The sequence below is a fragment of the Nocardia sp. IFM 10818 genome, from assembly GCF_054655275.1.
In genome coordinates this window covers 6,510,248-6,530,108 of record NZ_BAAHJH010000001.1, presented here as the reverse complement: position 1 = coordinate 6,530,108, position 19,861 = coordinate 6,510,248, and the positions used below count along the sequence as shown (strand labels likewise).

Genomic DNA, 19,861 nt, shown 5'->3' with positions numbered 1-19,861 from the left:
ATTCGCGCGCCGGACCCACCCCCCGACCAGAGGGGCGCTCGAAGCTCCGAAGGTTGGATAGGGATGGGGCGGTTCTCTACACGGCTGCGAGCCGATCTGGACTGGATCAAAGCGAATACCGAGGGCATGGTCGCGATCGGTCTCGCGGTGACGATGAGTGTGCTGGGGCTCGTCGAACTGGTACCGGTGGAGCTGGTCAGCAAGGTCATTCCGCTCACTCTCGGTGTCGTTGCCTTTGCGGTGCTTCGTGATCGGTGGCGACAAGAGGCGGCGAATGCGCGGATGCTGCAAGCCGCTACCGAAGCCAATGCTGCACTGGGGCAGGTGCGCGAGTGCGTTGAGCGTGTCGGTCAGCTGGAGGGGCTGCTGACCAGTACGCAGCGGGTGATGGAGAGATTCGCGGCGGTGCGGTTCGCCAGCGGCGCCGAGGTGTCGGAAGCCCTGGAACAAGCGAGGAATGACACCGATCGCTGGATCTTCAAGGGCGGCACGGGCGCTTTCACCCGGGTGGTGACGCTGCCGCACTGCGTCAAGCACGCCGTACACGTGCGCCGAGAGTTGCTGGTGCGGATGGAGATTCTTGATCCCACCGACCTTCAGGCGTGCGAACGGTTCGCGAGATTGTATCGGTCGCTGGCGGACGGCGCGGACGACGATGCACACACCTGGAGCGGGGTTGGTACGCAGATCGAGTCGTACGCAACAATTTTCGCGGCCTGCTGGTACAAACAGCGATCTGCGCACCTACTGGATATCGAGATCGGACTGACCTCGGTGGTGTCGATGGTCCGCTGGGATCTGTCCTCACGACTGCTGATCGTCACCACGCGTGGCCCGCGCTTCCCGGCGATGATCGTGGAAAAAGGCCAGCCCTATTACGATTCGTGGAGCATTGAGCTGCGAACCAGCTTCGCCGAAGCTCGGAAGGTGCCGATGGATCGTGCCCTGGCGGTGCAGTTGGGATCCGATCCCACCGTCGCAGAGGCTCGCAGCCTGTTCGAGGCGCTCGGGCTCGCCCTGCCCGACCACTACACCGATGCCGAAGTCGAGATGATCGTGGAAAAAGCGCTGCGCGACGACAATCCGTTCTTGCGAGGCGCCGGCGACTACCGGAATCGCTGAACCGGAGCCGGGTCCGCGATCCTTTCCCGGATCGCGCGAGCGAATCGCACGGTTGTCTCCTCATCACACCGCGTGCGGTGAACCGCGTGGGGAACGACCTCGAGCGGGGCCAGCGACAGGTCAACCGCCCCGCGATTGCCGCTGCCGAAGGCGAGCGTGACGGCCGGGCCGGTCACGGACGTGGTGTGGAAGACCCTCGCGTCGAGCCGGTAAACATCGCCGTCCGAGTGCCATTCGGATGCGACGACGGTCGCGCGCACCAGTCGATCGGTGGGGCGGATCATGTCGATATCACCGTCGCTGTGGATCTCCGCCACCCGGAACTCGGGTTGAGTGTCTGCATCGCTGATTTCGATCACGCTGTTGCACACCGTGCCGTGGACGACATAGGAGACCATGTCCCACGAATGCGAATGGATGGGCGATGTGGTCAGCTCGGTGTGCGGCTGTCCCTGCCACAACTCGTCATCCCAGGCATGCAGGCATACACCACGGTGACCGTCACGCTCCAGCGGATAGCAAATGAATCCGAGGGGATGAAGCAAGGCGTTGATCGTAGTTTTGCGATCGATGATCTGATCGAGGAGGCGTGCTGTCGCCACTCGCGCGGCGCTTTTCGGCATGGCGAGGCGAAGGCCACCAGTGGTCACGGCGGCAAGAGTAGATCAACAACAGACGGTTCGGGTCGAAGGCACGCTGCTCTTATCAGCCCGACCACGGCGAATGGTGATCGCCGCTGCTGCGATGAGGGTGATCAGGTAAACGAGGGAGTAGATGTTCAGCATGAGTGGGGCTATGGGCCAGGTTGGGGGGAAGAGGAAGAGGCCTACTGCTACTTGGCCGGGGGCGTAGGTGTAGGTCCAGGCGGCGGTGCTGATGTAGAGGGAGAGGGCGGCCGGCCACCAACGCGCGTTGGATTGGGCTCGGTGGAGCAGGTAGACGAGCAGGGGGATGAACCAGACCCAGTGGTGGCCCCAGGAGAAGGGGGAGATGGCGCAGGCGGTCAGGCCGGTGAGGGTGATGGAGAGGAGGGGGTTGCCTTGTTCGTAGAGGCGGGTGGTGACGAACAGGCTCACCAATGTGACTGCACCGGCTACGAGGATCCAGAGCCAGAGGGGGGCGGCGTTGCCGGTGAGGTGGGCCAATGCGCCGCGGAGGGATTGGTTCGCCGGATGGGTGTCGGGGGCGATTCGGGAGGATTCGAAGAAGGTCGAGGTCCAGTATTCGCGGGAGTCGGCGGGTAAGAGGAGCCAGGAGCCGAGGACCGTGGCGGCGAAGACGGCGGAGGCGGTGGCGGCGGAGCGCCATTGGCGGAGGGCCAGGTATTGGACGATGTAGTAGAGGGGGACGAGTTTGATACCGGCGGCTATGCCTACGCCCATGCCTCGGAGGAGGGAACCGTCCTTGCGGGAGAAGTCCCAGAGGACCAGGAGCATGAGGAGGAGGTTGATTTGGCCGAAGAAGAGGGTGGTGCGGACCGGCTCCAGGAAGATGCAGGTGGTGGCCAGTAGGACGCTGGCGGTGCAGAGCTCGGGGGTGAGGCGGTAGCCGAGGATGCGCCAGCACATCAGGACGCAGGCCAGGAGGATGCCGAGGTTGATCCAGAGCCAGACCGTGTTCACCCATGCCCACGGGATGAGGTAGAAGAACGTGAAGACGAGGGTCGAAAACGGGGTGTAGGTGTACTGGAGGCCGCGGAAGGTGGGCTCGGTGTAGAGGGGGATGTCGTGCAGGATGCGGAAGGCGCCGTCGCGGTAGACGTGGACGTCCATGCCGCCTACCAGGATGCCCACATTGGGGAGCCAGGGGTCGCAGGTGACCGCTACCAGGACCAGCGCCAAGGGGGCGGTGAGGGCGAGGACGAAAAGTGTTGTGCGAGTGAGGGAAGGCTCCGGACGCTGATCGTGCACGCCAGTGGGCTCCCTTCGACCTTCACCATATCGCGGTACATCGAACTCCAAGCGGGGGTCACGGTACCTGTTGGCGGGCGATGGTGGCCGAATCGGGGGTGGCGTGTCAGGGGTCGGACACACTCGGGCCCCCTGACTCGGGGCAGGGAGTCAGGGGGCCTTCGTGCCGTTGGCCGGGGCCGGCGAGGTGTTCGGCGTCCGGCGGCAACGCTGGGGAGGGGCTATTTGGCGGGGGCGGGGACGGACGGGTCCTTGCAGTAGGCCAGCTCCGGCGGGCAGGGGGTCAGGATGGTGCTGAAGTACTGGAAGGCGGAGAACAGGGCCAGCGGGCCGCCGACGGTGACCAGGCCGACCATGGCGCCGACGGCCCCGAGGGTGGCGGCGCCGAGGACGCAGCCCGCGACGGCGGCGCCGACCCAGGGGAGGAGCAGAGCGATGACGGGGCTGGCGATGGTGGCGCCGGCCGCGCCGCCGACCAGACAGCCGACGCCGCCGCCGAGGACCGCGCCGACAATGGCGCTGACGGCACTGCCGATGGTCAGCCGCTGGGCGAAGGTGCCCAGGGCGGACTGGTCACGGGGCGTGAAGGATTCGGCGATGGGCGCGGCGGCCTGCTCCACGGTGACGATCTCGCTCGCGGCGATATCCGCGAGCGGTGTTCCGCCTTCCCGTGAAGGCGTCAAAATCGCTGTGTCGTCCTTGATTTCGGCCGCGATCGGATAGGCGGCGTTGTCCATCCGATAGGTGAGCGGGATGGCCGCCACCGGAGTGCCCGCCTTATCGGTCAGCACCAGCTGGTCGCCGACGGTTTTCAGCACGCCGTCGGTGGTCTTCAGGACGGCCGCATCCCCTTGGCGGCTCACCTCGTAGTGCACCTCGGTCTGCACGGGTGCGGCGGCGGGTTCGGCGGCGCTGGTGCCCGCGCCGACGGCGAGGGCGAGGGCGGTGAGGGCGGCGGGCGCGACGGTAGTGCGCAACTTCATGGGTGATCCTCGTTGATCGGGGTGGGAACTGTTGTTATTTGCCGGTGTCGATGACGGCACCGACGTGGGACCAGCGGTCGTTCTGGAAACGCTGGATCTGCACCGCCTCCATCGGGAAGGCGTCGCCCTTCCCGGTTTTCAGCGTGATGCCGGGCAGCAGGGTGTCGATGCTGATGCCGGACAGTGAGCGCGCCGCATCGCGAAGTCCTTCGCGGGTGGGGCATTTCGCGGCCTCGAGGGTCTTGCGGAAGCTGTCCGCGGCGGCCCAGCCGATCAGGGTGTAGTTATTGGTGGGATCCGCGCCGGGCGCGTACTCGGCCAGCTTCTCCTTGTACAGCTTGATCGCCGGATCCTCGGCCAATCCGGGATCGGCCGCGTCCTTGGTGAACGCGCCCGACACCACCCCCTGCACGTTCTCGAAGCCGACCGGCTTCAGCACGCTCACCGAATTGGCCACCATGGACACGATGTGCAGCGGATTCCAGTCCGGATTGCGGGCGTCACCGGCCAGTGCCTGCGAGGCGAACTTGGGTGTCGAGAAGTTCAGCAGCACATCGGCATTGGCATTGGCCAGATTGCGCAGCTGCGGATCGACGGTGGGATCGGTGACCTCGTAACTCTGTTCGGCCACGACCGAGACGCCGCTGCCTTTCACGGCCTCGGTGAAGCTGTCGCGCAGATCCTTTCCGAAGTCGTCGTTCTGGAACAGCACCGCCACGGTGGCATTGGGCTTCTCCTTCTTCACGTACTCCGCGAACGCTCGCCCCTCGGCTCGATAGCTCGGCTGCCAGCCGATGGTCCAGGGATGATCGGTATCCGACCCCCACTTGGTCGCGCCGCCCAGGACGAAGACCTGCGGCACCTGCCGCTGGTTCAGGTAGTCCCAGACCGCCGAGGACGTGGAGGTGCCGAGGGTCGGGAAGATGGCGAACACCTGATCCTGTTCGGCCAGCCGCCGCACCTCCTCCACGGTCTTGGGCGGCTGGTAGCCGTCGTCGCGCACCAGATATTCGACTGTGCGGCCATCGATTCCGCCCTGTTCGGCATTGAGGTAGTCGAAGTAGGCCCGGGCGCCCTTGGGAATCTCCCCGAAGGCGGAGGCCGGCCCGGACAGCGGATACACCCCGCCCAGCTTGATGCTCGTATCGGTGATGCCGACGGTCTGCTGACCCTTGCAGTCGCCCTGGGCGACGGAGTCGCCGCTCTCGCCGCGCCCGCCGCAGGCCGTGGCCGCGAGCAGCACCGCCGCGGCTCCGATGACGCGAATGGCCCTAGTGCGCATTGGTTTTCCCTTTCCGAACGAAACTTCCGATCCACTCCGCCGATCGACCGGCGAGCCCGGCCAAGCCGGTCGGCGCGAGGTACATGACGGCAATGAGCAGCAGCCCGAACACCACGCCGGGCGCGGCCTGATTGACGTCCTGGGCGAGGCTGGGGACGTACATGACGAAGAATCCGCCCAGCAGCGGTCCCCACAGCGACCCCAGCCCGCCGACCACCAGTCCCGCTAGCAGCGTGATGGACAGCCCGGTGGCGAAGGAATCCGGTGAGACATAAGCGATCACCCACGTGTAGACGCATCCGGCCATGCCCGCGAACATCGCGCTCCAGGCGAAGGCGAGGGTCTTGTACTGCGCGGGCCGCACCCCCATGACCTCGGCCGCGGTCTCGTGATCGCGAATGGCGTTGAGCGCCCGCCCGACTCGCGACCGCAGCACGCCCGCGACGAACAGGAAGCTCACCACCGCGACGCCCAGCGCCAGGAAATACAGCCACTGATCCTCGGCCAGCCCCGTCCACTCCGGCGCTTCCGGCTTCGGCACGGGCAGCCCCATGGACCCGCCGGTCAGCGATTCGAAGCGCTTCAGCAACGGCACCAGGAAGATGGCGATGGCGAGCGTGACCAGCGCCAGATACAGTCCCCGCAACCGCAGCGCCGGAATCCCCAGCGCCAGACCGAGCACGAAGGTCAGCCCGGCCGCTACGGGCAGGGTCGCGATATGCGGTGCGTCCCAGCGCTCCAGCATGACCGCGGTGGCGTACGCGCCGACCGCGAGGAAGGCTCCGTGCCCCAGCGAGATCTGACCCGTCTGTCCCACGAGCAGATTCATGCCGAGCAACGCGACGGCGTACACCAGCGCCATGGACAGCTGGAAGGTGTGGAACGGCGAGAGCTGGAACGGCGCATAGCAGGCCAGTGCCAGCAGCGCGGCAATGGCGATCGAATGCCGGTGATTCATACCCGCTCCACCACCGCTCGCCCGAACAGCCCCTGCGGCCGCAGCAGCAGCACGCCGAGAATGATCACCAGCGGCACACCGATCTTGAGCTCGGTGCCGATGACGTCCACGTATGCGCCGGTGAGGGTTTCGGCGACGCCGACAATGAGCCCACCGGCCACCGCGCCGCCCGGACTGTCGAAGCCACCCAGGGTGGCCGCGGCGAAGGCATAGATGAGAACCCCTCCCATCATGTTGGGTTCGAGGAACAGCACGGGCGCCGACAGCACCCCGGACACCGCGCCCACCAGCGCGGACAGCCCCCACCCGAGCGCCAGCACCAGCCCGACGCGAATTCCGGAGAGCCGGGCCGAGACCGGATTGCTCGCCACCGCCCGCATGGCCAGGCCGATCTTGGTGTAGCGGAACAGCAGATAGATGAGCGCCATCACCAGGGCGACGACCGCGATCACGCCGAGGCTGCCGTATCCGGCGGTGACGCCGCCGGCCCGTAATGCCCCGTCCGGAAACGGATTCGGGAAGGACTTCACCTGATACGACCAGATCCAGCCGGCCGCGGCATTGACGAAGAAGTAGAGGCCGACGGTGACGATCACCAGGGTCAGCTCGGGCGCGCCCTCCACCGGGCGGATCACCACCCGCTCGATGAGCATGCCCCCGAGGAACGACACCGCGAGCGCCACGATGAGCGCCTGCCAGAACGGCATTCCCGCCTCGACGCACTGCCAGGCCAGGAAGGCCGAGAACATGGCCAGCTCACCCTGCGCGAAGTTGACGATCCCGGTGAACCGGTAGATGAGCACCATGGCCAGCGCCAGTCCGGCGTAAATCGCTCCGGCGCTGAGCCCTTCGATGATCTGTTGCAGCAACCCGGTCACATCACACCCGGTATCCGAGGTAGGACCGCGCCACCTGCTCGTCGGCGCGGATCTGAGCCGCGGTGCCGGACAGGACGATCCGGCCGCTCTCGATCACATGGGCGTGGTGGGCGACTTCCAGCGCCAGGTGCGCATTCTGTTCGACGACTATCACGGTGGTGCGCTCCTCGGCATTGATGGTGTGCACGATCTGGAAGAGCTCCTGGGTGACCAGGGGCGAGAGTCCCAGCGACGGTTCGTCGAGCAGCAGCAGCCGGGGCCGCAGCATGAGCGCGCGGCCGATGGCCAGCATCTGCTGCTGCCCGCCGGACAGTCCGCCCGCGGGTTCGCGCAGCTTGTCCCGCAGGATGGGGAAGAAGTCGAAGACCCGGGCCAGATCGGCCTCGGCGCGGGTGCGATCGCGCTGGGTGTAGGCCCCGACGCGCAGGTTCTCCTCGACGGTCAAGGCGGTGAAGGTGCCCCGGCCCTCGGGCACGTGGGCGACGCCCAGCCGGGCCACGGATTCGGGTGCGCGACCGGTGATCTCGGCGCCGTCGAGGCGAATCTCGCCGCGCGCCTTCACCATTCCGCACAGGGCCCGTAGCAGCGTGGTCTTGCCCGCGCCGTTGGGCCCCAGAATGGCGCACACCTCACCCCGGCGCACCCCGAAGTCCACGCCGTGCAGCACTCGCGCGCCGCCGTAACCGGCATGTAGATCGTCGATGGTCAGGAATTGCGGCTCGCTCATGCGGCGCTCCCCAGATAGGCCGCCACCACGGCCGGATCGCGTTGTACCGCTTCGGGTTCGCCATCGGCGATGACCCGCCCGAACTCCAGGCAGATCACGCGATCACAGGTGTTCATGACGAAACCCATGTGGTGTTCGACCACGATCACGGTCAGCTCGAAGTCGGAGCGCAGCGCCCGCAGCCGGTCCGCGAACTCGTCGACCTCGCCGTGGCTGAGACCGTTGACCGGTTCGTCGAGCAGCAGCAGCCGGGGCCGCACCGCCAGCGCCCGCGCCAATTCGATGCGCTTGAGCGTGCCGAAGGGCAGTCCGGCGGCCGGGCGATCGGCCACCTCGGCCAGATCGAGCCGCCGCAGCAGCTCGTCGGCCTCCGCCCGCAGCTCCGCTTCCGCGCGGCGCACGCCGGGCAGCCGCAGACCCGTGGACAGGAATCCGCCTCGCGCCCGGTGATGCGCCCCGACCAGGACGTTGTCGCGCACCGACAGCCGCTGGAAGAGCCCGAGATTCTGGAAGGTGCGGGCGATGCCGAGACCGGCCAGGGCATACGGCGGCTGCTCCAGCAGCGATGCGCCCTCATAGGTGAGCGTTCCGGCATCGGGTGTGTAGCGCCGGGTCAGGCAGTTGAACAGCGTGGTCTTGCCCGCGCCGTTGGGCCCGATGAGCCCGACCATGGCGCCGGCCGCCACGCCGAATCCGACATCCTGCAGCGCGGTGATGCCGCCGAAGCGGAGCGTCAATTGGGAGATTTCGAGCATGCGTCCTCCGGCCCGCCGCAACCGGCGAGCTGAGATCGGTACGGTCCGCGAGCCGCGGCTCCGACCGGAGGGATAGAACTCGATCAGCGTAAAGTCGCAGGTCAGCCCGCACATTGGACGCGAAGGACCAACTTGGCGGGCGGCATTTGTCTCCCGTGGACATGGTCGGCGGGCGCTCTCGCGTTGACACGCCGGGGTCGACGTGGATTAATCCGGTCCCATGTATGCCGGATCACAATCGGTCGCGATCGCGAATTACTCCGAGAGCGTCCTGGCGGCGCGCACCCGCATCGTGAGCCGGCTGTTCGACCAGGTGAACGATATGGCCGATATCGGCGTCTCGGCCATCATGGGTCAGATTCCCGCCTATGCCGCGCGCGACGAGTCCTTCTACGCCGATGTGCACGATCAGCTCGCCCAGCTGTGCCGGGCCGGGCTCGGGGCGCTGCTGGAGGACCGCAAGGTCACCGCCGGCGACTTCGCGCACATCCGGCGGGCGGCGGCGCGGCGCGCGCGGGCCGGGCTCACGCTCCTGGACTACATCAATGCCTTCCGGCTGGGTCAGCAGGCGCTGTGGAAATCATTGATGAACTACGCGAGCGACTCCGAGGACGATCGCGAGGCCGCGCTGTCGATGGTGGTGCCGCTCAACAGGTATTGCGATCTGATCAGCACCCAGGCCGCCAATGCCTACCTGGAATTCCAGCAGTATCAGTCCGAAAACGGCACGGGCAGCCGGGAATTGCTGGACGCCCTGCTCGGCGGCACGCTGCCCGATCGCGGCCCGCAGCTGTCGCTGGCGCACGGTTTCGGTCTCGGCGTGGAACCGGAGGCGCCCATGGTGGTGGTCACCGCGGCGGTCCTCGATCTGCACGGAACAGATACCGACGCAATGCATCTCACCTCGGCCGCCCTGGCGCGGATCGGCGTGAACGGCCTGCGCACCCTGGCGGGATCCCATCATTCCGAGGTGGTCGCGATTCCCGCGCTCGGCCGCCACGGCACCGTCGACGACCTGCGCGAGCGGCTGCGCGCCACCCGGGAGAAACTGCTGGCCGCCGGAATCCGGCTCGCGATCGGCGTCAGCCCCGTGGTGCACCGCATAGCCGATCTGCCACGGGCGCACCAGGAATCGCGGTCCGCGCTGGATCTCCTGCCCGAGGGCGGCGGCGTTCTGTCGCTGCCGCATCTCACGCCCTTCCGCTATCTGATGCTGCGCGCCGACGAGACCGCCCGTCACCTCGTGGATCCGCGCATCGCCGCCCTGCTGTCCGAGGACAGCTCGCGCGGCGGCGTCCTGGCCGCCACCATTCGCGCTTTCGCCGCCGCCGATATGAACCTGCGCGAGGCCGCCGACGCCCTGTGCATCCACCACAACACCGCGAAATACCGGCTGGGTCGAATTCAGGAGATGACCGGCCGGAACCCGCGCGGTATCAGCGATCTCATCGATCTGCTGGTGGCCATCGAACTGCACGGGGATCGCACCGCGCGGCGGTGATCGGTAGCGTTCGCCGCGTCGGTGACGATGAATCGGAAGATCATTAACCGACGCAAGGGGTTCGCATGTCCTACCGGCAGCTCGGCAAGATAACCGCCATCACCACCGTCGCGATCGCAGCGCTCATCGGCGCGAGCACACCCGCCGCCGCCTCGAACTACATCCCCGTCAGCCTGCCGCTGACCACCACCGGAGCGCACGGCCTCGGCTGCTCCGGTGACGTCTGGGCCGAGGGCAATGTCTACCCCGACGGCGACGTCCCCGGAACCGTCATCCTGCAGCTGAGGGGCTGGCTGAAGGTCCTCGGCGTGCCCGCGCCGTGGTGCTCGGTCACCGCCATCGTCGACTGGCACAACAATGACACCGGCGCCTCCGGATCGGAATCGGTCTTCCTCGGCAGCGGCAATGGGTTCCCGTTCTGGTGGGGCGGCCCGCAGTTGGGCAACCTCCGCATTGTCACCGGGCCCGGCCAGGTGACCTTCACGCTGAAGACCGATCTGCCGCACAGCCCGAGCGTCACGACCTTCGCCGTGTACTGACGGCCCGTTCAGGGCTTGGTCTTGTCGGTGTAGAGATTGAGCTGATTGCCGTCCGGATCGGCGAATTCGAAGAAGTCGATCAAGCCCTCGACCTCGACGATCTCACCGAGGGTGAGGCCGAGGGCGGTCAATCGCTCGTGCTCGGCGGCGACATCCGGCACCTCCAGCCGGAACACCCACGGCCCGCCGCCGCGCTCGACCTCCATGAGCTGCAGCCAGGCGCCGCACACGAGGTATTCGGCCACGCCGGGGACCGGTTCGAGGTCGGGGGCGGGCAGGTCGAAGACGCGCTCGTACCACTGGCGGGCCGCGGCCAGATCGGTGACCGGCACGCCCACTGTCACGCTGGTCGGTTTCATCTCGGTGTCCTTTCGGCGGGGGGATACGGCTACTCCTACTCGTTCCGACGCGCAGGGCGCCGGGATTTCGACAGCCGGGAGCGAACGGGATCGGAAAGGATCGGCCCGATGTGGGGTTTTCGACATCGAACTTGAAAGTTCGGGACGCCGAACATTAATCTTGGTTGATGAAGGTTTGGCTCCACCGTTTGCCCGTTCGTTTTGTGCGTCGCTCGATCGGGGCAATGGTGGTGGGCATGCTGGCCTTCGCCGCGACCGCGTGCGGCAGTGGTGCGGGCGACGGCGACGGGAAACCGACGGTGCTGACCACGTTCACCGTGCTGGCCGATATCGCCGGGAACGTGGCGGGCGATCATCTGACCGTCGAGTCGATTACCAAGGCGGGCGCGGAGATTCACGGCTACGAGCCGACGCCGGGCGATATCAAGAAGGCGTCGAAGGCAGATCTGATCCTGGACAACGGGCTGAACCTGGAGGCGTGGTTCACCCAGTTCCTATCCGATGTGAAGGTGGACCACGTCGTGGTCAGCGAGGGCGTCGCGCCGATCAATATCGGCGAGGACGCCTACCAGGGCAAACCCAATCCGCACGCGTGGATGTCGCCGCTGAATGTGCAGATCTACGTGGACAATATGGTGCGCGCCTTCGGTGAGCTGGCCCCCGAGCACGCCGCCGACTTCCGGGCCAATGGCGAGAAGTACAAGGCCGAACTGGGCGCGGTGCAGACCGAGCTGGTGAACAAGCTCAGCGCGCTGCCCGCCAACCAGCGGGCGCTGGTGACCTGCGAGGGCGCGTTCTCCTACCTGGCGCGCGATGCCGGGCTGACCGAGAAGTACATCTGGGCGGTGAATGCCGAACAGCAGGCCACGCCGCAGCAGATCGCCTCCGCCATCGACTTCGTCAAGCAGAACCAGGTGCCCGCGGTGTTCTGCGAATCCACCGTCTCGGATGCGCCCATGCAGCGCGTGGTCGAAGCCTCGGGTGCGGTGTACGGCGGTGTGCTGTATGTGGATTCGCTCTCCGAGGCCGATGGGCCGGTGCCGACGTACCTGGATCTCATTCGCCACGACGCCAAGACGATCGGCGCGGCTCTGACGGGACAGCGGTCATGAGCACGCCGGCCATCGAAGTCAGTGGCGTGAGCGTCCGCTACGGCGACGTGCTCGCGCTCGAAAACGTCGACATGTCACTGGGTTCCGGCCGCGTCTGCGGTCTGATCGGCATGAACGGCTCGGGCAAGTCGACCCTGTTCAAGACGATCATGGGCCTGGTCGAACCCGGGCGCGGCTCGGTCCGGATCAATGGCGGCACACCGAAAGCCGCACGGCGAGCGGGCATTCTCGGCTATGTGCCGCAGGCCGAGGACGTGGACTGGACTTTCCCGCTCTCGGTGCGCGATGTGGTGATGACCGGCCGCTACGGGCACATGGGCTGGACGCGCCGCCCGCGCCGGGCCGATCGCGACGCGGTGGAGCACGCGCTCGAACGCGTGGAGCTCACCGAGCTGGCGGACCGGCAGATCGGGCAGCTGTCCGGCGGGCAGAAGAAACGCGCCTTCGTTGCCCGCGGCCTGGCACAGGGCGCCACCGTCCTGCTGCTCGACGAACCGTTCGCCGGCGTCGACAAGCGTTCGGAGGCGACGATCACCACGCTGCTGCGCGAGCTGGCCGCCGACGGCGCCACCATTCTGGTGTCGACGCACGATCTGCACGCCCTGCCCGGACTGGCCGACGAGGCGGTGCTGCTCATGCAAACCGTTCTCGCCCACGGCGATCCGGATGAGGTGCTGCTACCCGAGAACCTGGCCCGGGCCTTCGGCCTGGACGTGCTGAACCGGGTCTAGCCCCGGCCGAGTTGGACAGCGAGTACGAGACAGTCAGATGAGCGTCACCGAAATCTTCATCGATCCACTGCGTTACGAGTTCATGGTGCGGGCGCTGGCGACCACCGTGACCGCGGCCGTCGTCTGCGCGGTGCTGTCCTGCTGGCTGGTGCTCATCGGCTGGTCGCTCATGGGCGACGCGGTCTCGCACGCGGTGCTGCCGGGCGTGGTGCTGGCCTACATTCTGGGCGTGCCGTTCGCGGTGGGCGCCATCGTATTCGGGTTCCTGGCGGTCGCGCTGATCGGCATCGTCCGCGACACCAGCCGCATCAAGGAGGATGCCGCCATCGGCATCGTCTTCACCACGCTGTTCGCCTTCGGCCTGGTGCTGGTCTCGGTGACGCCCAGCCAAACCGACCTCAACCACATTGTTTTCGGCAATCTGCTCGGGGTGAGCCGCGGCGAACTCGTCCAGATCGTGATCCTGGCCGCGGTCACCCTCGCGGTGCTGGTGCTCAAGCGCCGCGACTTCACCCTGTACGCCTTCGATCAGACGCACGCGCACGCCATCGGGCTCAATCCGCGGCTGCTCGGCACCGCGCTGCTCGGGCTGCTGGCGCTGACGGCGGTGGTCGCCCTGCAGGCGGTCGGCGTGGTGCTCGTGGTGGCCATGCTCATCATTCCGGGCTCGACCGCGTACCTGCTCACCGACCGTTTCGGCCGCATGCTGGTGATCGCCCCCGCCGTCTCGGTGGCCTGCGCGGTGGCGGGTCTCTACATCAGCTACCACCTCGATACGGCGCCCGGCGGCATGGTCGTCGTGGTGCAGGGCGTGGTCTTCACCCTCGTCTACCTGTTCGCGCCGCGGCAGGGCGTCATCGGCCGTCGCCTCGCCGCCGCCCGGCACCGCCGCATCGAGACCGCCGCGGCGCTCGCGGGTTAATCCGTCCCGGACATCCGCAGGATCGCAATGGCCGCGGCGCAGATGTCCGGCCCCAGCGCGGGCAGGTCCTCGGGCCCGGAAGCAATGAGCTGCTGGCGAATTCGATCGTCGATCCCGCCGATGAGGAACGCCAGCATCCCCTCGGCGGGTTCGCCGCTGAGCTCACCCTGCTCGACGCCCACCCGGTGCGCCCCGCGCATGCGATCGACGAACACCCCGTTCATCCGCGCCCGGAAGTGCGCGATCTCCCCGCCGGCGGCGACCGCCTCGAGGTGCAGTGCGCGCGCCACATCGGGTTCGGCCGCGAGCAATTCGAGATAGACGGTCAGCGACCGCCGCACCAGCCGCCGCCAGTCGAGCCGGTCGGCCGGTTCCAGCGCCTCGTCGAGATGATGCTGGGCGACCGCGACGCCGCCCTCCAGCCCGGCGAGGAAGCACTCCTCCTTGCTCCGGAACAGTTCGTAGAAGGTGCGTTTCGATACCTGCGCCCGCTTGGTGATATCCGCGATGGTGGTCGGCTGATATCCGGCCGCGGCCACCGTCTGCAAGGCGGCCAGCGCCAGCCGCCCCCGTTGCGAGGCCAGCACTTCCGCACGGCTCAATGCGCTGGGACCCGGCCGTAGTCGCTGGGTGACCGGTGGATCGAGTTGCACCGCTTCACTGTATCGAGGTTGTGGCGCCGGATTTGCCCGATCACTTCGACCATCGACAAAACATACGGCCGACCGTATAGTTGGGTCATGGATGACGGGCGAATGTTCGGGCTCGCGCAGCGGCTCGCGGCGGTCAAGAGCAAGCAGGACGCGGCGGCCGCCGTGCGGCTCTGCCATTCCGGGATGGTCCTGGAGACACCGGCTTTCGGCTCGGTGGTACGCGGGCTCGCGGCGAACGAGGCGGCGCTGCGCTGGTTCTTCGCGGTGTTCCCGGACTATCGGGTGGAACTGGCCGGGCACGCGACCGACGGCGAGACGCTGGTGTGCTGGGGCGCCGCGCGAATGACCATGACGGGCAACGGTTTCGGAGTGACGCCCAATGGCCGCACCGCCGAGCTGCCGGTCTTCATCCAGTTCACCTTCGCGGACGACCTGATCGCGAGTGAACGGTTCTTTTTCGATCTGTCCGAACTGTGCGACCAATCGGGGATCTCCACCGACGCGGTTCGGCGAATGCTGTTCGGAGGGAAATGATCATGGATAACCGAGTGCGCGATGTCGCGGCGATCGAGACCAGGCAGCTGTTCGATGTGGTCGTGGATCTGGAGCCGCCCTTGGCTACCGGCGGCGGGCGGGTGCTGTTCCGCGCCGGCGGCGGCTCGTTCGAGGGTCCGAAGCTGCGCGGGGAGGTGGTGCCCGGCGGCGGGGATTGGGCGACGTTCCGGCCGGACGGCAGTATGACCCTCGATGTGCGGCTCACCCTGCGGACCGAGGACGGGGCCCTGGTGCAGATGACCTATGGCGGGCGGTGGGTCATGCCGGAGGAGGTGCGGGCGGAGATCGGCGATCCGGCCACCCGGCACCTCGTCGACCCGGCGCGCTACTACTTCCGGACCGCGCCCCTGTTCGAAACCGGTGCGCGGGAATACCTCTGGCTCAACGACATCGTCTGCGTCGGCACCGGGTATCCGGTGGAGGGCGGGATCGCCTATCGGGTCTGCGAAGTGGTGTAGCGCTACCGCGGCGGAGCGAGCAGGGTGTCCAGAGCTCGGCGGGCCCTGCCGACCGCGTCCGGATCCTCCAGGCGCAGTGCGATATTGGTGGCGGTCAAGACGGCGGCCAGCTGAAAGGCGGCGAGATCCGGGTCCAGCGGGGCGATCTCGCCGCTCTCGACCGCCGTGCGCAATTCCGCGGCCAGCACCGCGATCCAATTCCGGTGCTGCTGTGCCAGGGCATCGCGGACCGCGCCCGGGCGGCTGTCGAATTCGGCGAGGTTGGCCGACCAGAAGCAGCCGCCGGGCAACAGCGGTTCGGACGCGTAGGCGAGCCAGTGCTCCACCACGGCCCGCAGGCGCGCCGCACCGGCGGGCTCCGGGGCGGCCGGGCGGATGACGGCGTCGACGAAGACCGTGAGCGCCTCGTCGACCGTGGCCAGTTGCAGTTGTTCCTTGGTGCGGAACAGGGTTTGGATGCCCGCCTTGCTGATGCCCAGATCGTCGGCGAGCCGGCCGAAGCTCAGGCCGTAGAGGCCCTCGGCGGAGGCGATGTCGACGGCGTGGCGGGTGACGGCCTTGCGGGAGCGCGCCCCGCGGCGCAGGCGGCGGTCGGTGATGTCCTCCGGATCGGCCGCATCGGATTCGCCGTCCGGGAACCGCTCGGCGGCTGCGCTAACCATACGATCGATCGTATGCCAATGCGGCCGATCGCGGTATTCGCCCGGATGTCGTCTCGTCATGGAATGCCGCCGCACTGCGTGTCAGTGGCGGGCCGGGCGCGCCGAGCCGGGTAGGTTCGCGGTTTGCCGAGTACTAGCTCTGAATGTTCCGAATGGTCGAGGGGTCGGCCGAGGAGGGCGATATGAGCACCACTGTCATCGACGAGGCACCCTTCACCGGCTTCCACAAACGGCTCGCGCTCGCTTGTTCCGGCGGGCCGCTGCTGGACGGCTACATCCTCAGCATCGTCGGCACCGCGTTCATCGGCATGACCGCCGAGCTGAATCTGACCACCGCCGATACCCAGTGGATCGGCGCCGCGGCGCTGGTCGGCATGTTCGTCGGCGGCGCGCTGTTCGGCGTGCTCACCGACAAGATCGGCCGCGAGGTCATGTACACCGCCGATCTGGTGGTCATGGCGCTCTGCTCGATCCTGTCGTTCTGGGCCGAATCGGTCTGGCTCATCGTGATCCTGCGCTTCGTGCTCGGTATGGCCGTGGCCGCCGACTATCCGATCGCCACCTCGTTGCTTGGGGAGTGGCTGCCGCTCAAGCAGCGCGGCAGACTGCTCGGATTCCAGATCGTGGCCTGGTACGCCGGATCGGTGCTCGCCTATGTGGTCGGCTATCTGTTCCTCACCTTCGGCGGCAATGGCAGTTGGCGCTGGCAGCTGGCCAGCGGCGCCGTGCTGTGCGCGTTCTTCCTCATCGTCCGCCAGTCCACCGCCCCGGAATCACCGCGCTGGCTGGCCCAGCACGGCAAGGCCGAGCAGGCCGCGCACATGGTGGAGAAATTCCTGCACGTGCGGGTGACGCCGGCCTCGCTCGTCGAATCGGGCGAGGAATCGCATCCGGCGCAACACGGTTCGCTGCGCGAGCTGTTCCGCCCGAAGTACCGCAAGCGCACCATCTTCTGCAGCGGCTTCTTCCTGTGCCAGGTCGCGGTGCTGTTCGCCATGCTGACCTTCGGCCCGCAGATCCTGGCCTCCTTCGGCATGCCCGAGGGCACCTGGATGGACACCCTCGGCACCGCCATCATCAGCATGGTCTTCCTCGTCGGCTGCCTGCCGGCCATGCGCCTGATCGACACCGTCGGCCGCCGCCCCACCATCATCTGGTGCTTCGGCCTGATGATCATTCCGGTGCTGTTCATCGGCATCTGGCCGGCCATGCCCGCCATGCTGGCCTTCGTCATGCTGTGCCTGTACGCGTTCTTCTGCGGCGGGCCCAATGTGCTGGACTGGACCTACCCGAACGAGTTGTTCCCCACCCACATTCGCGCCACCGCCGTCGGCTTCGCCACCTCCATCAGCCGCGTCGGGGCGGCCCTGGGCACCTACCTGCTGCCCTGGTCGCTCGACAACCTCGGCATGGGGCCGACCTTCCTCTACGCGGCCGCGCTGACCGCGGTCGGCTTCGGGATCTGTGTGTGGGGCGCGCCGGAGACCAAGGGCAACACCTTGGAAGAGGCCGCGGCGTAACCGCTACCGCGGCACCGTCATCGCCGCTATTGCGATAGAGCCATCGCGACGCGCACCTGGTCCGGATCGAGCGGAGCGCCGGGCAGCGGATGGGCCGCTGCACTGCGCAGGCCGTCGAGCAGGATCGCCAGATGCCGCCGCCAGGCGTCCGGGGCCGCGATCCGAATCCCTTCGGTGGCACGCACTCCCGACCACAGCAGCAGTCCGATATCGGTGACGTCCACATCGGCCCGCAGCGCACCGCTGTCCTGTGCGCGGCGCACCAGCCGATGGAACAGGTCGTGGCCGCGCGCCTTCGTCTGCTCGATGGGGGAGCCGTCCGGCAGGGATCGCACGCAGATATCGGTGAAACCCCGGTCCCCGGCCTGTGATTCGGCCAGCCACAGCAGGTGGGTGACCAGCCCGGCCCACGGATCCGGTTCGCGCAGTCCGGCTTCCGCCCGCGTGACGGATTCGGCCACCAGATCGTGCAGGGCCGCGTCGATGAGCGCATCCCGGGTCGGGAAGTGGTTGTAGAGCGTTCCGATGCTGACCCCGGCATCGCGGGCGATGCCGGCCAGCGAGGCCTCCAGCCCTTCGGTGCGGAAACGTTCCCGGGCCGCGGCCAGTACCCGGTCCCGGTTGTCCAGCGCGTCGCGGCGGCGCGGGCGCGGGGCGGTCCGCCGCATCTCGCCGTCTTCGGAGCCGGTCCCGCCCTCGGTCTCGCCACCGCCCGCCGCTTCGGCAAGGCCGGCTATTCGGTCACGCTCATCGGCCGCAACGCCGCCACGCTGGACGAACTCCGCACCGGCTTGACCTCGGACGGACTGGTGGCCGACGTGCTCACCGCCGACCTCGCCGAGGCCGATCGGGTCGCCGCGGCCCTGCGCGCACTCGACGTCCGGCACGGCACCCCCGATGTCGTCGTCTACAGCCCCGGTGATGTCGGCCGGCTGCCGGTGAACGTGCTGTCCCTGGACGCGAACACCCTGCGCACCTGGCTGCCGCTGCACCTGCTGACGCCCGTCCAGTTGCTGCACGCGCTCATCCCCGCCATGGCCGAACGCGGCCACGGCGCGGTCGTTTTCGGGCACGGCGCCTCCATCCGGCATCCGAAGCCGGATCTGGCCAGCGTCAGCGTCCCGCAGGCCGGGCTGGTGAACTTCCTGCACGCCGTCGATGCGCAGGTGCGGTCGCGGGGCGTGCGGGTCGGCAGCCTCCAGATCGGACGATTGATCGACGGCCGCGCGGCGGCCGCGCTGCTGGACTCCGGGCATTTCGACAGCGTGGACGCCGGGCAGATCGTGCGCGTGGGTCCGGATGAGCTGGCCGAGCAGGTGTTCGAGATGGCGACCACGGACACCGCGGTCGAGCGCGCGGCCTGAGCATGACAACTGTCATGCCCGAGAGGTGATGGTTGGCAGATCCGGCGCGGCCGGCGCGTCCGTAGCGTCATTTTCCGTAGCGCACAGTCGAATCGCAGGAGTCCGGAAATGAACGACACAGTCACCGCCGCGGAGGCCGCCGCCGGATCTGTCACCCCGCCGCCCGTTCGTCCGACGCTGCTGCGGCTGCTGGCCCCGATCATCCGCGATCTCGCGGTCCCGGTCGCCGCATACTTCCTGTTGAAGGCGCTGGGATACTCCGACTTCCTGGCGCTGCTGCTGGGTGCGGTGTGCTCGGCCATGATCGTTGTCGTCGAGGCCGTCCGGGCGCGCCGCATCGACCCGCTCGCGGCAATCGTGCTGGGCGGCTTCGTCATCGGCCTCATTGGATCCATGATCAGCGGCGACGCGCGGACGCTGATCATTCGCGACTCCTTCGGCACGGCCGCGGTCGGCCTCGCCTTCCTTGTCAGCGCCGTGATTTCCCGGCCGCTGACCTACGTCGCCGCGCGCAAGTTCCTGGCCACCACCGATCCGGCCCACCTGCCGGCCATGGAGGAGGCCTACCGCACCGTCGCATCGGTCTCCCGCACCCACATCCGGCTCTCCGTCATGTGGGGCGCCGGGCTGCTCGGCGAGGCCGTGCTGCGCATCGTGCTGGCCTATCGGCTGCCGGTTTCCACCATGGCCTGGCTGTCCAGCGTGCTGATGGTGGCGACCATGAGCGTCCTGATGGCCGTCAATATCCGGACCGTCAAGAAGTTGCGGCAACGGAACCCCGCCACTGATTAAGCGAATGTGATTAACTTCGAGCAGAGGGGAGGGCGCGGGCCGGAAACGGTCCGCGCCCCTTCGGTCGTCGAGCGGAGT

23 protein-coding genes are annotated in these 19,861 nt (G+C 67.7%); 11 read left to right on the top strand and 12 right to left on the bottom strand.

The window, feature by feature from the left end; translation table 11 throughout:
* Positions 1-63 precede the first annotated feature (63 nt).
* Entirely contained in the window at positions 64-1,122 is a 1,059-nt protein-coding gene (locus ACYQ5L_RS30360; protein ID WP_459961651.1) for a hypothetical protein, read from the top strand.
* On the opposite strand, the gene ACYQ5L_RS30355 is transcribed toward ACYQ5L_RS30360, so the two are convergent.
* The 8 genes from ACYQ5L_RS30355 to ACYQ5L_RS30320 all read right to left on the bottom strand — a co-directional run bounded on the left by ACYQ5L_RS30355 (position 1,107) and on the right by ACYQ5L_RS30320 (position 8,615).
* A complete protein-coding gene (locus ACYQ5L_RS30355) occupies positions 1,107-1,772 on the bottom strand; it encodes a hypothetical protein (protein WP_459961650.1) in 666 nt (221 codons plus the stop codon). The two genes, ACYQ5L_RS30360 and ACYQ5L_RS30355, sit on opposite strands and share 16 nt — an antisense overlap.
* Before the next feature lie 15 nt (positions 1,773-1,787).
* Positions 1,788-3,032, bottom strand: a complete 1,245-nt coding sequence (locus ACYQ5L_RS30350; RefSeq protein ID WP_459961649.1) for a glycosyltransferase 87 family protein — start codon at positions 3,030-3,032, stop codon at positions 1,788-1,790.
* Positions 3,033-3,253: 221 nt separating this feature from the next.
* On the bottom strand, positions 3,254-4,015 hold the full coding sequence (locus tag ACYQ5L_RS30345; protein WP_459961648.1) for a DUF8020 domain-containing protein: 762 nt from the start codon (positions 4,013-4,015) through the stop codon (positions 3,254-3,256).
* 34 nt (positions 4,016-4,049) lie between these two features.
* The gene (locus ACYQ5L_RS30340) at positions 4,050-5,297 is read right to left on the bottom strand and encodes an ABC transporter substrate-binding protein (protein ID WP_459961647.1); all 1,248 of its coding nucleotides are present in this window, start codon (positions 5,295-5,297) and stop codon (positions 4,050-4,052) included.
* Positions 5,287-6,255 (bottom strand): branched-chain amino acid ABC transporter permease, encoded by a 969-nt coding sequence (locus ACYQ5L_RS30335; RefSeq protein ID WP_459961646.1) that lies wholly within the window; start codon positions 6,253-6,255, stop codon positions 5,287-5,289. The genes ACYQ5L_RS30340 and ACYQ5L_RS30335 overlap by 11 nt, the downstream gene beginning before the upstream one ends.
* Positions 6,252-7,133 (bottom strand): branched-chain amino acid ABC transporter permease, encoded by an 882-nt coding sequence (locus tag ACYQ5L_RS30330; protein WP_459961645.1) that lies wholly within the window; start codon positions 7,131-7,133, stop codon positions 6,252-6,254. Before ACYQ5L_RS30330 ends, ACYQ5L_RS30335 begins: the two co-directional genes overlap by 4 nt.
* A gap of 1 nt (position 7,134) precedes the next feature.
* The gene (locus ACYQ5L_RS30325) at positions 7,135-7,860 is read right to left on the bottom strand and encodes an ABC transporter ATP-binding protein (RefSeq protein WP_459961644.1); all 726 of its coding nucleotides are present in this window, start codon (positions 7,858-7,860) and stop codon (positions 7,135-7,137) included.
* Positions 7,857-8,615 carry an ABC transporter ATP-binding protein gene (locus tag ACYQ5L_RS30320; RefSeq protein WP_459961643.1) on the bottom strand — a complete coding sequence of 253 codons (759 nt, stop codon included), beginning with the start codon at positions 8,613-8,615 and terminating at the stop codon, positions 7,857-7,859. Before ACYQ5L_RS30320 ends, ACYQ5L_RS30325 begins: the two co-directional genes overlap by 4 nt.
* Positions 8,616-8,835: 220 nt before the next feature.
* Between ACYQ5L_RS30320 and ACYQ5L_RS30315 the strand changes: the two genes are divergently transcribed.
* Positions 8,836-10,116 carry a PucR family transcriptional regulator gene (locus ACYQ5L_RS30315; RefSeq protein ID WP_459961642.1) on the top strand — a complete coding sequence of 427 codons (1,281 nt, stop codon included), beginning with the start codon at positions 8,836-8,838 and terminating at the stop codon, positions 10,114-10,116.
* 65 nt (positions 10,117-10,181) lie between these two features.
* Complete coding sequence (locus tag ACYQ5L_RS30310) at positions 10,182-10,655, top strand: hypothetical protein (RefSeq protein WP_459961641.1); 474 nt, start codon at positions 10,182-10,184, stop codon at positions 10,653-10,655.
* Positions 10,656-10,663: 8 nt separating this feature from the next.
* On the opposite strand, the gene ACYQ5L_RS30305 is transcribed toward ACYQ5L_RS30310, so the two are convergent.
* The gene (locus ACYQ5L_RS30305; RefSeq protein WP_459961640.1) at positions 10,664-11,014 is read right to left on the bottom strand and encodes a VOC family protein; all 351 of its coding nucleotides are present in this window, start codon (positions 11,012-11,014) and stop codon (positions 10,664-10,666) included.
* Between the two features lie 224 nt (positions 11,015-11,238).
* Here ACYQ5L_RS30305 and ACYQ5L_RS30300 point away from each other — a divergent pair, with 224 nt between their 5' ends.
* Genes ACYQ5L_RS30300 through ACYQ5L_RS30290 form a run of 3 tightly spaced genes read left to right on the top strand, consistent with a single transcriptional unit; the run spans position 11,239 to position 13,779 of the window.
* Positions 11,239-12,126, top strand: coding sequence for a metal ABC transporter substrate-binding protein (locus ACYQ5L_RS30300; protein ID WP_459961639.1), 888 nt, complete (start codon positions 11,239-11,241; stop codon positions 12,124-12,126).
* A complete protein-coding gene (locus ACYQ5L_RS30295; RefSeq protein WP_459961638.1) occupies positions 12,123-12,857 on the top strand; it encodes a metal ABC transporter ATP-binding protein in 735 nt (244 codons plus the stop codon). Before ACYQ5L_RS30300 ends, ACYQ5L_RS30295 begins: the two co-directional genes overlap by 4 nt.
* A gap of 37 nt (positions 12,858-12,894) precedes the next feature.
* Positions 12,895-13,779 (top strand): metal ABC transporter permease, encoded by an 885-nt coding sequence (locus ACYQ5L_RS30290; protein WP_459961637.1) that lies wholly within the window; start codon positions 12,895-12,897, stop codon positions 13,777-13,779.
* On the opposite strand, the gene ACYQ5L_RS30285 is transcribed toward ACYQ5L_RS30290, so the two are convergent.
* Positions 13,776-14,432, bottom strand: a complete 657-nt coding sequence (locus ACYQ5L_RS30285; protein WP_459961636.1) for a TetR/AcrR family transcriptional regulator — start codon at positions 14,430-14,432, stop codon at positions 13,776-13,778. The genes ACYQ5L_RS30290 and ACYQ5L_RS30285 overlap by 4 nt on opposite strands.
* Positions 14,433-14,519: 87 nt before the next feature.
* On the opposite strand from ACYQ5L_RS30285, the gene ACYQ5L_RS30280 reads away from it, so the two are divergent.
* Positions 14,520-14,966 (top strand): ester cyclase, encoded by a 447-nt coding sequence (locus tag ACYQ5L_RS30280; protein WP_459961635.1) that lies wholly within the window; start codon positions 14,520-14,522, stop codon positions 14,964-14,966.
* A 2-nt stretch (positions 14,967-14,968) separates the two neighbouring features.
* On the top strand, positions 14,969-15,445 hold the full coding sequence (locus ACYQ5L_RS30275) for a DUF3237 domain-containing protein (RefSeq protein WP_459961634.1): 477 nt from the start codon (positions 14,969-14,971) through the stop codon (positions 15,443-15,445).
* 2 nt (positions 15,446-15,447) lie between these two features.
* On the opposite strand, the gene ACYQ5L_RS30270 is transcribed toward ACYQ5L_RS30275, so the two are convergent.
* Positions 15,448-16,107, bottom strand: a complete 660-nt coding sequence (locus tag ACYQ5L_RS30270; RefSeq protein WP_459961633.1) for a TetR/AcrR family transcriptional regulator — start codon at positions 16,105-16,107, stop codon at positions 15,448-15,450.
* Between the two features lie 182 nt (positions 16,108-16,289).
* Here ACYQ5L_RS30270 and ACYQ5L_RS30265 point away from each other — a divergent pair, with 182 nt between their 5' ends.
* Positions 16,290-17,627 carry an MFS transporter gene (locus ACYQ5L_RS30265; RefSeq protein ID WP_459961632.1) on the top strand — a complete coding sequence of 446 codons (1,338 nt, stop codon included), beginning with the start codon at positions 16,290-16,292 and terminating at the stop codon, positions 17,625-17,627.
* A gap of 26 nt (positions 17,628-17,653) precedes the next feature.
* Here ACYQ5L_RS30265 and ACYQ5L_RS30260 read toward each other — a convergent pair whose 3' ends face one another.
* Positions 17,654-18,235 (bottom strand): TetR/AcrR family transcriptional regulator, encoded by a 582-nt coding sequence (locus ACYQ5L_RS30260; protein WP_459963586.1) that lies wholly within the window; start codon positions 18,233-18,235, stop codon positions 17,654-17,656.
* On the opposite strand from ACYQ5L_RS30260, the gene ACYQ5L_RS30255 reads away from it, so the two are divergent.
* Positions 18,134-18,991, top strand: coding sequence for an SDR family NAD(P)-dependent oxidoreductase (locus ACYQ5L_RS30255; protein ID WP_459961631.1), 858 nt, complete (start codon positions 18,134-18,136; stop codon positions 18,989-18,991). The two genes, ACYQ5L_RS30260 and ACYQ5L_RS30255, sit on opposite strands and share 102 nt — an antisense overlap.
* A gap of 108 nt (positions 18,992-19,099) precedes the next feature.
* Complete coding sequence (locus tag ACYQ5L_RS30250; protein ID WP_459961630.1) at positions 19,100-19,783, top strand: VC0807 family protein; 684 nt, start codon at positions 19,100-19,102, stop codon at positions 19,781-19,783.
* Positions 19,784-19,861: the final 78 nt, after the last annotated feature.